The organism is Streptomyces cyaneus, assembly GCF_004028635.1.
Classification (GTDB): domain Bacteria; phylum Actinomycetota; class Actinomycetes; order Streptomycetales; family Streptomycetaceae; genus Streptomyces; species Streptomyces cyaneus.
Map to the genome: position 1 here is coordinate 103,143 of NZ_ML138679.1, position 13,994 is coordinate 117,136.

A 13,994-nucleotide genomic window follows, 5' to 3' on the forward strand; every position below is an offset into this window, starting at 1 on the left:
CTCCCTCCCGGACGATTTCGTGGACGGGCGGTCACGGGTGTGCGGGCACCGTCGTCAGCAGCGGCTTGGGCGACGTCTTGCCGGTCGGTGCGCCCATGGCCGTGAGGGCGAGGACCAGGGCGAGCGCGACGGCGAGACCGGTCGCGGCGGCGATCAGGGCGCGCATACGGGCCTCCCGGAACCCCCGGAACTGATTCATCTGATACATCGTCAGTTTGGGCACCGTAGCAACGGGCGGGTGAGATGAGAACACGTTGCACAGCGAACGAGTTGCGCGGACGCCACGAAGGGCGCCCTGTCCGCCGTAGCGGAAGGACGCCCTTCGTCGGGGTCGTGCGGTGCCTAGGCGCTCGGACTCGGCGACGCCGACGGCGATGCGGACGCCGACTCCGACTCCGAGGGGGTCGGGGTGGGTGACGTCTCGGCGGCCGCCACCTTCAGCTCGACGGTCAGGGTCGCGCCGCCCGCGGTATTGATGCGGAGCAGGAACGTGCCCGTGGTGTCGTCGGCGTACAGCTTCGGCAGCTTGAGCAGGCCGTTCGCGTCCGTGGTCAGGCCGGTCAGGGTGCGTACGGCCTTGCCGTCGGCGTCCTTGAAGTAGGGGCCCTTGTCGTTCTCGGTCGGGTCGTCCGCCGACTTGATGAGCGTGGCGGTGGCCGCGACCTTGTCCGCCACGGCGCCCTTGTAGGTGGCCTTCACCTCGACCTGGTCGGCGAACTCGCCGCCCGGAGTGCAGGTCAGCGCGGTGTCGCTGGTGCGGGTCAGGGTGTCGGCGGCGCGCTCGGTGACGGTGGCCGTGTAGTCGAGGCCGGGGATCGACCGGCCGACGAGGGTGGCGCGGACGACGAACTCGCCCGTGTCGTCGCCCGCCTGCAGCGCCGGCGCGACCGCCTCACCGGCACTGTTGGTCACGGTGGCCGCGTACTTCTCGCCGCCGGTGAAGGTGGCGTCGGTCCGGCCGACGATCGTGAAGCGGACCCTGACCTTGGCGACGCCCTTGCCGGCCTCGGTCTCGGCGCGGGCGCTGATCTTCTCGGTGAAGGTGTCGCCCGCCATCGCGGTGAGCTTCGCGGTGCCCGCGTCCTCCAGGTGGTCCACCGTGTCGGTGGGGGTGGGAGGCGTCGTGCCGGGCGGGGTCGTGCCCGGCGGGGTCGTGCCCGGCGGGGTCGGCTTCGGGCTGGTGGAGCCGTCGTTGCCGCCGGGCTTGGAGGGGGTGCTGGGCGTTGTCGGCGTCCTGGGCGGTGTGGGCGACGGCGAGGGACTGGCTCCGGCGTTGTCGTCGCTGCGGTCGGACGGGAGGGTGCCGGTGCCGTCCGGGATCTCGTGGGTGCCCTTGCGGTAGTACTCCAGCCACCTCAGGACCAGGTTCAGATAGTCCTGCGAGTTGTTGTAGCTGAGGATCGCGCTGCTGAGGTCGCCCTGGGTGGACAGGTCCCAGCCGAAGCGGCACAGGTAGTGGCCGGCGGCGAGCGCGGCGTCGTAGACGTTGTTGGGGTCCCTCTTGCCGTCGCCGTTGCCGTCGCGGCCGGCCCACTCCCAGGTGGAGGGGATGAACTGCATGGGGCCGACGGCACGGTCGTACGCGCTGTCCCCGTCGTAGGCGCCGTTGTCGGTGTCGCTGATGCTCGCGAAGCCGTTGCCGTTGAGCTGCGGGCCGAGGATCGGGGTGAGCGTGGTGCCGTTGGCGTCGACGCGGCCGCCGCGGGCCTGGCCGGACTCGACCTTGCCGATGGCGGCGAGCAGTTGCCATTCCAGGTTGCAGCCGGGCTTGGCCTCCTGGAGCGCGGTCGCGGCCTTCTTGTACGCGTCGAGGACGGTCGCGGGGATGCCCGCCTCGGAGGCGCCCGGGGTGACGGGGGTGCTGGGCGAGGGTGAGGGGTTGGGGCTGTTGAGCGGCGGCAGGTCCGTGTAGTACGGCGAGTTGCCGGTCGCGCTGTCCTCGGCGGGCGTGTCCACGGAGGGCTGGGTTCCGGTGGTGACTCTTCTGCCGGCGTCGTCGGTCGTCACTCCCGGAGCCTGGGACGCGGCGAGCGCCGCGACCACGACCGCGGCCACCGTGGTGTTCACCGCCCCCTTGCGCAGCCTGCCGAATTCCGCCGCCATAGAGTGAACCCCTCCCGTGGACGCCCGAGCGCCCGTCTCCGTCTGCCGGGCTCGCCATGCGGAGCCCGCCCCTGTTGTGACGATCGACTCGCCGCGACAGTTGCCCTCGCGGCAGGATTTCATGCGCTGTTCGCGTGTTCGACCGCGCGGCCCGGCGCGGTGACCCAGGCGACCCTACGACAACTTCCTTTGCACGGGCACCCGTTGGCGCCCGTTTTTTACCAGTTGGGCGTGTGCGGTCTACGCTCGGACATCCCGCGTACGGCCCGTCGAACATCCCGCGTACCGTCCGTCGGACGTCCCGCATACTGGCCGTCGGACGCCCCTGACTCCGGCTTCGCCGACGACCGGGGCCGACCGGTCCCGTCAACCTCCCGCGCAAGGAGCCCCGTTGCCGTTCACGCTGAGCCATGCGGCGGCCGTACTGCCCGCCGTACGCACCGACGGGACCGGCCGCGGCCCGCTCGTACCGGCCGTGTTGGTGGCGGGCTCCTTCGCGCCCGACATGACCTACTACGCGGCGAGTGTCCTGTCGGGGGCGATGGAGTTCGGCGATGTCACGCACTCGTTCGCGGGCGTGTTCACCGTCGACGTGGTGATCGCCTGGGCGCTGGTGGGCCTGTGGCTGCTGCTGCGCGAACCGCTGGTGGCGCTGCTGCCGGTGCGGCGACAGGCGCGGGTGGCCACGCTGTTGCGCTGCGGGGCGCCACGCGCGCGTGTACGGCCGTCGCTGGCCGTGCGCTGGTACGTCTCGGCCGTGCTCGGTGCGCTGACGCATGTCGTGTGGGACGCGTTCACGCATCTCGACCGCTGGGGGATGCGGCTGTTTCCCGTCCTGGGCGAGGAGATCGCGGGCTCGCCGCTGTACTGGTATCTGCAGTACGGCGGTTCGGCTCTCGCCGCTGTCGTCATCGCCGCGTTCGTGTTCGTGGCGCTACGGCGGACACCCGCGGCCGCGCCGGTCGGGGTTGCGGCGCTTTCGGTACGGGACCGGTGGTTGGCCGGGGTGGTGATCGGTGGGATCGCCGCGGTGGCGGCGGTGCAGCGGGCGTCGCGCTGGTGGGCCTATTGGGGTTCGACGGCGAAGTACTGGGAGCTGATTCCGACCCTGTGCTTCGGCGCGGGCGCGGGGCTCGTCCTGGGGCTGCTGCTGTACGCCGTGGGCGTCAGGGTGTGGCGTCCGGTCCCGGGGCCTGGCAGTGCGGGTTCGGATGGGGCCGGGAGGGAGCCGAGCCGTTCGGCGGTTCGGTGACGGGCCCTGCGGGGTGGGGCCGTGGGGGCGGCGTGAGGGCGAGGGCCAGGTAGCTGCGGAGGGTTGTTGCCCTGTGCCGCAGCGGTTCCATCAGGTCTGCGGGGATGCGGGCGCTGCTTGCGCCGGGGGCTGAGGGCGGGACCGAGGGCGGTGCCGTGGAGGGGGTGCCTTCGCTGTTCACGTTCGCCGGTGCCGGGGCCGTCCGGCGGTGGAGCGTGCGTATACCCATGCCCGCATCCTTACGGGCGCCGGTCGGTGGGGGCGCTTTTGCGGGGGCCACGCGAGTGACGGGTCCCTCCGGGGGTGGGACCAGATCCCCTGCGTTTGCCGGGTTGCGGTGATTCTCGGGTCTGCGGGTTCATTGTGGCTGGTCGCGCAGTTCCCCGCGCCCCTTTCAGGGGCGTGCAGTCCCGCCCGCTCAAAGGCCCATGGGATGCCGGGCCGGTAGGAAAACCGGCCCGGCATCCAGACGTGGCCGTACCGCCGGAGGCTAGTGGGCTGCCGACTCCCAGTCGGGGCCCACGCCCACCGAGACGCCCAGGGGGACGTTGAGGTGGACGGCGTTGGACATTTCCCGGCGGACCAGTTCTTCCGCGGCCTCGCGTTCGCCGGGGGCGATTTCCAGGACGATTTCGTCGTGGACCTGGAGGAGCATGCGGGAGGTGAGGTTCGCCTCGCGCAGGGCCCGGTCGACGTTGAGCATGGCGATCTTGACGATGTCCGCCGCCGTGCCCTGGATGGGGGCGTTGAGAGCCATGCGCTCGGCCGCCTCGCGACGCTGGCGGTTGTCGCTGTTGAGGTCGGGGAGGTAGCGGCGGCGGCCGAAGAGGGTCGCCGTGTAGCCCGTCGCCCTTGCCTCGTCGACCGCGCGGCGCAGGTAGTCCCGTACGCCGCCGAAGCGCTCGAAGTAGGCGTCCATCAGGGCACGGGCCTCGCCCGCGTCGATGTTCAGCTGCTGCGAGAGGCCGAAGGCAGACAGGCCGTACGCCAGGCCGTACGACATGGCCTTGATCTTGCGGCGCATCTCCGCGTCCACCGCGGCAGGCTCCACGGCGAACACCTGCGAGGCGGCCGTGGTGTGCAGGTCCTCGCCCGAGGTGAACGCCTCGATCAGGCCCTCGTCCTCGGACAGGTGGGCCATCACGCGCAGCTCGATCTGGCTGTAGTCCGCGGTCATCAGGGACTCGAAGCCCTCGCCGACCACGAAGCCCCGGCGGATCGCCCGGCCCTCGTCCGTGCGGACCGGGATGTTCTGCAGGTTCGGGTCCGTGGAGGAGAGGCGGCCGGTCGCCGCGACCGTCTGGTTGAACGTCGTGTGGATACGGCCGTCCGTCGCGATCGTCTTGATCAGGCCCTCGACGGTGACGCGCAACTTCGCCTGCTCGCGGTGGCGGAGCATGATGACCGGCAGCTCGTTGTCGGTCTGGGTGGCGAGCCAGGCCAGGGCGTCGGCGTCCGTCGTGTAGCCCGTCTTCGTCTTCTTCGTCTTGGGCAGGGCGAGCTCGCCGAAGAGGACTTCCTGGAGCTGCTTGGGCGAGCCCAGGTTGAACTCGTGCCCGGCCGCCGCGTGCGCTTCCTTCACGGCCTGCTGCACGGCGCCCGCGAACATCTGCTCCATGGCCTCCAGGTGCGCCCGGTCGGCCGCGATGCCGTGCCGCTCCATGCGGGCGAGCAGGGCGGAGGTCGGCAGCTCCATGTCACGCAGGAGTTCCGCGGCGCCGACCTCCTCCAGGCGGCTGTCGAAGGCCTCGCCCAGGTCGAGGACCGCGCGGGCCTGGATCATCAGGGCCTCGGCCTCGGCGCCGTCGTCGGTGCCGAAGGCCAGCTGGCCGTCGGCCGCGGCGGCGGGGGCCAGCTCGCGGTGGAGGTACTCCAGGGACAGTGCGTCCAGGTCGAAGGAGCGACGGCCCGGCTTGACCAGGTAGGCGGCGAGCGCGGTGTCCATGCGCACGCCCTCGATGCTCCAGCCGTGCTCGGCGAAGACCCGCATCGCGCCCTTGGCGTTGTGGAAGACCTTCGGCTTGTCGGCGTCGGCCAGCCAGTCCGCGAACGCCTTCTCGTCGGCCTCGTCCAGCTGCGACGGATCGAACCAGCCGGCCGTGCCGTCGCCTGCCGCGAGCGCGACCTCGGCGACCGAGCCGGTGCCCAGCGCCCAGGTGTCGACGGTGGCCACGCCGAGCAGCTCGCTGCCGTGCTCGGCCAGCCAGGGGGCCAGCTCGCCGGTGCCGAGCACCGAGCCGTCGAGCTGCACGCCGTCGGTCGTGATCGGCGTGGTCTCGGCCTCCTCGGCTCCGGGGTCGACGCCGTAGAGCCGCTCGCGCAGGGAGGGGTTACGGATCTCCAGGGTGTCCAGAATCATCGCGACGGCCTTGCGGTCGTACGGCACGCGCGCGAGGTCGGTGACGGTCTTGGGCAGCTCGACGCGCCGCTCGAGCTCGGTCAGCCGGCGGTTGAGCTTGACCGCCTCCAGGTGGTCGCGGAGGTTCTGCCCGGCCTTGCCCTTGACCTCCTCGACGCGCTCGACCAGCTCGGCGAACGACCCGAACTGGTTGATCCACTTCGCGGCCGTCTTCTCGCCGACGCCGGGGATGCCCGGCAGGTTGTCGGACGGGTCGCCGCGCAGGGCCGCGAAGTCGGGGTACTGGGCGGGCGTCAAGCCGTACTTCTCGAAGACCTTCTCCGGCGTGAAGCGGGTCAGCTCGGAGACGCCCTTCGTCGGGTACAGCACCGTGGTGTGCTCGCTGACCAGCTGGAAGGAGTCCCGGTCGCCGGTGACGATCAGCACCTCGAAGCCGTCGGCCTCGGCCTGGGTGGCGAGTGTGGCGATCACGTCGTCGGCCTCGAAGCCGTCGACCGCGAACCGCGAGACGTGCATCGCGTCGAGCAGCTCGCCGATCAGCTCGACCTGGCCCTTGAACTCGTCCGGGGTCTTGGAGCGGTTCGCCTTGTACTCCGTGAACTCCGCGGAGCGCCAGGTCTTGCGGGACACGTCGAAGGCCACCGCGAAGTGGGTGGGTGCCTCGTCGCGCAGGGTGTTGGCCAGCATCGACGCGAAGCCGTAGATCGCGTTCGTCGGCTGGCCCGTCGCGGTCGTGAAGTTCTCCGCGGGCAGCGCGAAGAACGCTCGGTAGGCCAGCGAGTGCCCGTCCATGAGCATCAGGCGGGGCCGGCTGCCGCCGGGGTTGGTCTCGGTCTGCTTCGATGCTGTCTCTGCCACGCCCCCGATCCTGCCACGCCCCACTGACAGTCGGTCCCCATCGGGGGGACCGGCCATCCGACAGACCGGCCCGGCCGGGCAGCGGCAGGGACGACCGGAGGTGGGCGTCACCTCCTCCGCACGCCCACCCCACTCCCCTTCTGTTCCCGCCTCCGCTCACCCACCCCGCCGCCACCGATGCCGTCCCTCCAGCCACGCACCCTCCCCCGCCTCCCGCCTCCCACCCCGCCCCAAGCCCGCCCCCCGAGTTGTCCCTCCCGCGTGCGAGGATCGGAGATGTACCTCACACGTGTACACGGCCGGTGAACCGCAGGAGCGCCGGTGTCGAGGACGCGGGCGCGGCGCCGGGCGGCGTTCCCGCGGTGGACGATGAAGACAGGGAGAGTGCGCGATGGCCACCAAGCCGCCCAAGGGTGATCCGGTTCAGGACGCGCCGCAGGTCGCCGAGCCGAAGCACGCGGCGGCCGGGCTGCCGGCCATCGGGCACACCTTGCGCATCGCGCAGCAGCAGATGGGCGTGAAGCGCACCGCGCTGACGTTGCTGCGGGTCAACCAGAAGGACGGGTTCGACTGCCCTGGCTGTGCGTGGCCGGAGCCGGATCACCGGCACAAGGCGGAGTTCTGTGAGAACGGTGCGAAGGCGGTGGCCGAGGAGGCGACCCTGCGCCGGGTCACCCCGGAGTTCTTCGCCGCGCACTCCGTCGCCGATCTCGCGACGAGAAGCGGTTACTGGCTGGGGCAGCAAGGGCGGCTGACGCATCCCATGTTCCTCCCCGAAGAGGGCACGCACTACGAGCCGGTGACCTGGGAGCGCGCCTTCGACATCATCGGCGATGAGATCACCGCCCTCGGCTCCCCCGACGAGGCCGTCTTCTACACCTCCGGGCGCACCAGCAACGAGGCCGCGTTCCTCTACCAGCTCTTCGCGCGCGAACTCGGCACGAACAACCTGCCGGACTGCTCCAACATGTGCCACGAGTCGTCCGGGTCGGCCCTCTCCGAGACCATCGGCATCGGCAAGGGCAGCGTCCTGCTCGAGGACCTCTACAAGGCCGACCTGATCATCGTCGCCGGGCAGAATCCGGGCACGAACCACCCGCGCATGCTCTCCGCCCTGGAGAAGGCCAAGGAGAACGGCGCGAAGATCGTCAGCGTCAATCCGCTGCCCGAGGCCGGTCTGGAGCGGTTCAAGAACCCGCAGACCCCCCAGGGCATGCTCAGGGGTGCCGCCCTCACCGACCTGTTCCTGCAGATCCGCATCGGCGGCGACCAGGCCCTCTTCCGCCTCCTCAACAAGCTGATCCTGGAGACTCAGGGCGCCGTCGACGAGGAGTTCGTCCGCGAACACACCCACGGCTACGAGGAGTTCGCCGCGGCCGCCCGCGCCGCCGACTGGGACGAGACGCTGACGGCGACCGGCCTCACCCGCGCGGACATCGACCAGGTCATGGACATGGTTCTTGCCTCACAGCGCACCATCGTCTGCTGGGCCATGGGCCTCACCCAGCACAAGCACTCCGTGCCGACCATCCGCGAAGTGGTCAACTTCCTTCTGCTGCGCGGCAACATCGGCCGCCCCGGCGCGGGCGTGTGCCCGGTGCGCGGTCACTCGAACGTGCAGGGCGACCGCACGATGGGCATCTTCGAGCGGCCCGCCCCGGCCTTCCTGGACGCCCTGGAGAAGGAGTTCGGCTTCGCCCCACCGCGCGAGCACGGCTACGACGTCGTACGCGCCATCCGCGCGCTGCGTGACGGCGAGGCGAAGGTCTTCTTCGCCATGGGCGGCAACTTCGTGGCAGCGACGCCGGACACCGACGTCACCGAGGCCGCCATGCGGCGCGCCCGGCTGACCGTGCACGTGTCGACGAAGCTCAACCGAAGCCACGCCGTCACCGGCGCCCGCGCGCTGATCCTGCCCACCCTCGGCCGCACCGAGCGCGACCTCCAGGGCAGCGGCGAGCAGTTCGTGACGGTCGAGGACTCCATGGGCATGGTGCACGCCTCCCGCGGCCGTCTGGAGCCCGCGAGCGCGCATCTGCTGTCCGAGCCGGCCATCGTCAGCCGCTTGGCACGCCGCGTGCTGGGCGAGGGCAGCTCCACCCCCTGGGAGGAGTTCGAGAAGGACTACGCGACGATCCGGGACCGTATCGCCCGCGTGATCCCCGGCTTCGAGGACTTCAACGCGCGCGTGGCCCGCCCCGGCGGCTTCACGCTGCCCCACGCCCCGCGCGACGAGCGCCGCTTCCCGACGGCCACGGGCAAGGCCAACTTCACGGCGGCACCCGTCGAGTACCCGAAGGTGCCCGAGGGACGGCTGCTGCTGCAGACCCTGCGCTCGCACGACCAGTACAACACCACGATCTACGGCCTCGACGACCGTTACCGCGGCATCAAGAACGGCCGCCGGGTCGTCATGATCAACCCCGAGGACGCCCAGCTGCTGAACATCGCCGACGGCTCGTACGTCGACCTCGTCGGCGAGTGGAAGGACGGGGTCGAGCGGCGGGCGCCCGGTTTCCGGGTGGTGCACTACCCGACGGCCCGGGGCTGCGCGGCCGCCTACTACCCGGAGACCAACGTCCTCGTGCCGCTGGACGCCACCGCGGACACCAGCAACACCCCGGCCAGCAAGTCCGTCGTCGTACGTCTGGAACAATCGGCCACCGACTGAGCGTTTGCTCAGTCGACCCTTTATCGACTGAGCACGACGAACGGAGCCGGACCCATGGGCGAGCAGCAGCACGTGACGTTCCCGCAGGAGGTCATAGACGAGTACGCCGCGCTCGGCGTCGACCTGCCCGCCCTGTTCTCCGCCGGACACCTCGGGACGCGCATGGGCGTCGAGATCCTGGAGGCCTCCGCCGAGCGGGTCGTCGGGACCATGCCGGTGGAGGGGAACACCCAGCCGTACGGCCTGCTGCACGGCGGCGCCTCCGCAGTGCTCGCCGAGACGCTCGGGTCGGTCGGGTCGATGCTGCACGCCGGCAGCTCCAAGATCGCGGTCGGCGTCGACCTCAACTGCACCCACCACCGCGGCGTCCGCTCCGGCCTCGTCACCGGCGTGGCCACACCCCTGCACCGGGGCCGCTCGACAGCGACGTACGAGATCGTCATCAGCGACGAGGCGGGCCGGCGCGTGTGCAGCGCCCGGCTGACCTGCCTGCTGCGGGACGCCGCCCCCTCACAGCTCCCCGAGCCGGGCACCAACGGCTGACGGGTGCCGCAAACACGACGCGGGGGCCGGGAGGAACTCGTCCTCCCGGCCCCCGCAACGCATACAGCCGAGCGTCAGGCTCAGGCCGCGCCCTCACCGAGGTACGCCGCCCGAATACGCGGGTCGGCCAGCAGATCCTGCGCATCGCCCGACATGGCCACCGAGCCGGTCTCGAGGACATAACCCCGATTCGCCAGCCCCAGCGCCTGGGTCGCGTTCTGCTCCACCAGCAGCACGGTCGTGCCCTGCTGGTTGATCTCATGGATGATCTCGAAGATCTGCTGCACGATCAGCGGTGCGAGACCCATCGACGGCTCGTCCAGCAGCAGCAGCTCCGGCCGGCCCATCAGAGCGCGCCCGATCGCGAGCATCTGCTGCTCACCACCGGACAGCGTGCCCGCGTACTGCGAACGCCGCTCCGCAAGCCTCGGGAACAGGGTGAACACGCGATCAATGTCGGCGGAGTCCACCGACTTGAAGCGATAGGCACCCATCTCCAGGTTCTCGCGCACCGACATCGTCGCGAACACCCGCCGGCCCTCGGGCACATGCCCGATACCGAACTGCACCAGCTCGTGCGACTTGATGCCGTCGATACGCTCCCCACGCAGGCAGACCTCGCCCTCGCGGGGCTGGAGCATGCCGGAGACAGTACGCAGCGTCGTGGTCTTGCCGGCGCCGTTGCCGCCGAGCAGGGCCACGATCTCGCCCTCGCCGACCGTCAGGTCGATGCCCTTGAGCGCCTCGATGGCGCCGTAGAACACCCGCAGGCCCTTCAGCTCCAGCAGCGGGCTGCCCGTACCGCCGGAGTCTCCGCCCGGGTCCTTCTTCAGCTCCGTGGTCGTACTCACTGGCCGTCCTCCGTGTCCGACGCCGACTCGTGCTCGTGCTCGGCGATGACCTCCTGGACCGCCGCCGCGTCCTCCGCGGAGGAGCCGAGGTAGGCCTCGATCACGGCGGGGTGCTGCTGCACCTCGCTCGGCGTGCCCTCGGCGATCTTCTTGCCGAAGTTGAGCACCATCACCCGGTCCGCCACCGACATCACCAGACGCATGTCGTGCTCGATCAGCAGCACGCTCACGCCCAGCTCGGTGTTGATACGGCGGATCAGCTGCTCCAGCTCCAGCTTCTCCGTCGGGTTCGTACCCGCCGCGGGCTCGTCCAGCAGCAGCACCTGCGGATCCGTGGCCAGCGCCCGCGCGATCTCCAGGCTGCGCTGGTCACCGTAGGACAGGCTGCCCGCGATCTCGTTGAGCTTGTCCTCCAGGCCCACGAACTTCAGCAGCCGGTGCGCCCGCTCGTCGCTGAGCCGCTCCGCCTTCCGAGCGTTCGGCAGCCCCAGCATGATCGAGACCGGGCCGGCCTTCAGCCGGGTCTCCGCCGCGATCTTCACGTTCTCCAGCGCGGTGAGCGCCGAGAACAGCCGGATGTTCTGGAACGTACGTGCCAGACCCAGCCGGTTGACGATATGCGGCTTGCTGCCCAGCAGGGACTTCTCGCCGCCGTCCTTCGGACGGAAGACGATCTTCCCTTCCTGGGGGGTGTACGCACCCGTCAGGGAGTTGAACAGGGAGGTCTTCCCCGCACCGTTGGGGCCGATCACCGCAAGGATCTCGCCCCGGCGCATCTGGAGATTGACGTGGTCCAGGGACGTCAGACCGCCGAACCGCAGCGTCACATCCCAGGTCTGGAGCACCAGATCCGCGTCGTCGGAGGCGGGCCCGCCCACGGCGGCCGACTCACTCGTCACATCGGTGGTCATCAGAACTTGCCTCCCGCCGGCTCGGACATCGCATCCGCGTCACCGATGCCTTGCTCGGCCAGCTTCAGCTCACGCTGACGCCGTCGGGAAGGCCAGATGCCCTGCGGCCGGTAAATCATCATGATCACAAGCAGTGCGCCCAGGTACATGTACCGGTCGGACGGGTCCACGTAGTCCTTCAGCGCCTCGGGCAGCCACACCAGGGCGGCGGCGCCGATCAGCACACCCGGAATCGAGCCCATGCCACCGAAGATCACGTACGCCAGCACCAGGATGGACTGGAGCAACGGGAAGACCTCGGGGTTGATGTACCCGTACTTGCTGGTGAACACCACACCCGCGACACCCGACGTCGACGCGCCGATCGCGAACGCCATCAGCTTGAAGCGGACCGTGTCCACACCGTTGGCCGCCGCCGCGATCTCGTCCTCACGGATCGCGGTCCACGCCCGGCCCACCCTGGAGTGCTCCAGGCGCGAGAACAGGATGATCACGATCACGATGAAGAAGACCAGCAGGTACCAGTAAGGCAGTGGATCGATCGACCACTTGTAGGAGATCCCGGCGAAGTCGATCGAGAAGTCGGGGATCATCCGCGCGCCCTGCGGACCGCCCGTCACGCCGTCGGCGTTCTTGGCCACGAGGTAGATGATCTCGTGGAAGCCGAGCGTGACGATGGCCAGGTAGTCGCCGCGCAGGCGCAGCGTCGGAGCACCGAGCAGCAGACCCGTCAGCAGACAGGTGACCACGGCGATCGGGATCACCCAGAACGGGTTCAGCACCACCGGAGGCTCGATCGGCAGCCGGCCGGTCCAGAACGCCGTCGAGTACGCGCCCACCGCGAAGAAGGCGAAGAAGCCGAGGTCCAGCAGGCCCGCCCAGCCGATCACCACGTTCAGGCCGATCGCCAGCAGCACGAAGATGGCGATCTGATCGACCAGCACCGTCTGCCAGTACCGCTCCACCATGGAGGGGATCGCGAGGGCCAGCACCAGGGCGAGAACGATCAGGCCCCAGCGCAGCCGCTTGTCGGCCTGGAACCGGCCGCGCACCGCGGCCAGCGGAGCGACCGTGCCCGGCTTCGCCTTCTCGGCAAGGCCCTTGAGCCCGTCACCCGCGAACTCGCGCAGCACCCACACACCGACGGTCAGCGCCAGGCAGACCCACAGCCCGCCGCCCGTGAAGGTGGTCTCGAGGGAGTAGAAGATGTCCCGGGTGTTGCCCTGCTCGCCCGTCACCAGGGCCAGCAGCACACCCAGCGCCACCATCGCCCACAGCCGGGAGAACCGCGGCTGCCGGTACCACGCCGTACGGCGCAGCTTCGCCGCCTGAGACGGCGTCAGATTCTGAGATGTCTCGACCGCACTCATGCCGCCCTCCCCACTCGCTCACCGAGGATGCCCATCGGACGGAACATCAGCACGAGAATCAGTACCACCATTGCGGAAACGCTTCGCCACTCATCACCGAGCAGCGGCACCGTCATCGTCTCCACGATTCCGATCAGCACACCACCGAGCATCGCTCCGCGGATGTTGCCGATACCACCCACCACCGCCGCCGCGAAGGCGGTGATGCCGGGTATGAAGCCCATCGTGTACGAAACCTGGTTGAGGTTGGCGAACAGGAAGCCCGCCACACCACCGAGCACACCACCGATGATGAAGGTGCGGGAGATCACCTTGTCGATGTCCACACCCATCAGGCTCGCGACCTCGGCATCCTGCGCCACCGCGCGGATGCCCTTGCCGAGCTTCGTACGGTTCACCAGCAGGTCGAGCGCGATCATCATGACCACAGCCGTCGCGAACTGCAGCAGCTGAGTGATGTTCACCCCCGCCCCGAAGATGGTGAACACGTTTTCGTTCTTGTACATCTCCGGCAGCGTCGACGGGTCACGGCCGAAAAGCTTGCCCGCCAGGTTGTAGAGGAAGAACGAGGCACCGATCGCGGTGATCAGAAAGATCAGGCGAGGCGCACCACGTCTGCGCAACGGCCGGTACGCAACCTTCTCGAGTCCGTACGCCGTCACACCACCGAACAATGCCGACCCGGCCATGGCCAGAGCGACAAAGCCGATCGAAGCCAGCATCGACGGATTGGCCCCCGGATCAACGAGGGTGAGAACAATGAGACTGCCGTAAGCACCCACCATGAAAACCTCGCTGTGCGCGAAGTTGATGAGCTGCAGCACACCATAGACAAGGGTGTAGCCGATGGCGATGACGGCATACAGCGAGCCGAGCATCAGCCCTAGGACCAGATAGTCCCAGAACTCCTGAAGGGACATGCGTTGAACTTCCTGTAGGAACCAGGCAAGCCGCCGGACTCAGAACGCCAGGGCGGCCCGCAGAAAAACATGCGGATCGGTCAACGGCTGCGCCATCTTGCACTCTCCGCAGACGAGGGCCGGGAGAACCACCGTCCCCCGGCCCCCATCACATGG

General features: G+C 69.6%; 10 protein-coding genes. 3 read left to right on the forward strand and 7 right to left on the reverse strand.

The window, feature by feature from the left end; translation table 11 throughout:
- Nucleotides 1-31: 31 nt before the first annotated feature.
- Together EHO50_RS07600 and EHO50_RS07605 are read right to left on the reverse strand one after the other, a co-directional pair.
- Nucleotides 32-166 (reverse strand): SPW_0924 family protein, encoded by a 135-nt coding sequence (locus EHO50_RS07600; protein WP_128429264.1) that lies wholly within the window; start codon nt 164-166, stop codon nt 32-34.
- A gap of 176 nt (nt 167-342) precedes the next feature.
- On the reverse strand, nt 343-2,103 hold the full coding sequence (locus EHO50_RS07605) for a lytic transglycosylase domain-containing protein (protein ID WP_128429091.1): 1,761 nt from the start codon (nt 2,101-2,103) through the stop codon (nt 343-345).
- A gap of 391 nt (nt 2,104-2,494) precedes the next feature.
- On the opposite strand from EHO50_RS07605, the gene EHO50_RS07610 reads away from it, so the two are divergent.
- Nucleotides 2,495-3,355 (forward strand): DUF4184 family protein, encoded by an 861-nt coding sequence (locus EHO50_RS07610; RefSeq protein ID WP_128429092.1) that lies wholly within the window; start codon nt 2,495-2,497, stop codon nt 3,353-3,355.
- A 490-nt stretch (nt 3,356-3,845) separates the two neighbouring features.
- Here EHO50_RS07610 and polA read toward each other — a convergent pair whose 3' ends face one another.
- Nucleotides 3,846-6,572, reverse strand: coding sequence for a DNA polymerase I (gene polA, locus EHO50_RS07615; protein WP_128429093.1), 2,727 nt, complete (start codon nt 6,570-6,572; stop codon nt 3,846-3,848).
- Nucleotides 6,573-6,963: 391 nt separating this feature from the next.
- Between polA and EHO50_RS07620 the strand changes: the two genes are divergently transcribed.
- Together EHO50_RS07620 and EHO50_RS07625 are read left to right on the forward strand one after the other, a co-directional pair.
- Nucleotides 6,964-9,243 carry an FdhF/YdeP family oxidoreductase gene (locus EHO50_RS07620; RefSeq protein ID WP_128429094.1) on the forward strand — a complete coding sequence of 760 codons (2,280 nt, stop codon included), beginning with the start codon at nt 6,964-6,966 and terminating at the stop codon, nt 9,241-9,243.
- 54 nt (nt 9,244-9,297) lie between these two features.
- Nucleotides 9,298-9,786, forward strand: coding sequence for a hotdog fold thioesterase (locus EHO50_RS07625; protein WP_128429095.1), 489 nt, complete (start codon nt 9,298-9,300; stop codon nt 9,784-9,786).
- 80 nt (nt 9,787-9,866) lie between these two features.
- Here the strand turns inward: EHO50_RS07625 and EHO50_RS07630 are convergent, their stop codons facing one another.
- The 4 genes from EHO50_RS07630 to EHO50_RS07645 are packed head-to-tail and all read right to left on the reverse strand — an operon-like array spanning nt 9,867 to nt 13,838.
- Nucleotides 9,867-10,619, reverse strand: coding sequence for an ABC transporter ATP-binding protein (locus EHO50_RS07630; RefSeq protein ID WP_246101069.1), 753 nt, complete (start codon nt 10,617-10,619; stop codon nt 9,867-9,869).
- A 14-nt stretch (nt 10,620-10,633) separates the two neighbouring features.
- Nucleotides 10,634-11,548 (reverse strand): ABC transporter ATP-binding protein, encoded by a 915-nt coding sequence (locus EHO50_RS07635; protein ID WP_128429097.1) that lies wholly within the window; start codon nt 11,546-11,548, stop codon nt 10,634-10,636.
- On the reverse strand, nt 11,548-12,918 hold the full coding sequence (locus EHO50_RS07640) for a branched-chain amino acid ABC transporter permease (protein ID WP_128429098.1): 1,371 nt from the start codon (nt 12,916-12,918) through the stop codon (nt 11,548-11,550). Before EHO50_RS07640 ends, EHO50_RS07635 begins: the two co-directional genes overlap by 1 nt.
- Nucleotides 12,915-13,838 (reverse strand): branched-chain amino acid ABC transporter permease, encoded by a 924-nt coding sequence (locus tag EHO50_RS07645; RefSeq protein ID WP_128429099.1) that lies wholly within the window; start codon nt 13,836-13,838, stop codon nt 12,915-12,917. The genes EHO50_RS07640 and EHO50_RS07645 overlap by 4 nt, the downstream gene beginning before the upstream one ends.
- Between the last annotated feature and the right edge of the window lie 156 nt (nt 13,839-13,994).

Bases quoted from the DNA above. Each gene is read 5' to 3' on its own strand.
- EHO50_RS07645 (WP_128429099.1), bottom strand. From the start codon at position 13,838: ATGTCCCTTCAGGAGTTCTGGGACTATCTGGTCCTAGGGCTGATGCTC.
- EHO50_RS07625 (WP_128429095.1), top strand. From the start codon at position 9,298: ATGGGCGAGCAGCAGCACGTGACGTTCCCGCAGGAGGTCATAGACGAG.
- EHO50_RS07605 (WP_128429091.1), bottom strand. From the start codon at position 2,103: ATGGCGGCGGAATTCGGCAGGCTGCGCAAGGGGGCGGTGAACACCACG.
- EHO50_RS07600 (WP_128429264.1), bottom strand. From the start codon at position 166: ATGCGCGCCCTGATCGCCGCCGCGACCGGTCTCGCCGTCGCGCTCGCC.
- EHO50_RS07620 (WP_128429094.1), top strand. From the start codon at position 6,964: ATGGCCACCAAGCCGCCCAAGGGTGATCCGGTTCAGGACGCGCCGCAG.
- EHO50_RS07635 (WP_128429097.1), bottom strand. From the start codon at position 11,548: ATGACCACCGATGTGACGAGTGAGTCGGCCGCCGTGGGCGGGCCCGCC.
- EHO50_RS07640 (WP_128429098.1), bottom strand. From the start codon at position 12,918: ATGAGTGCGGTCGAGACATCTCAGAATCTGACGCCGTCTCAGGCGGCG.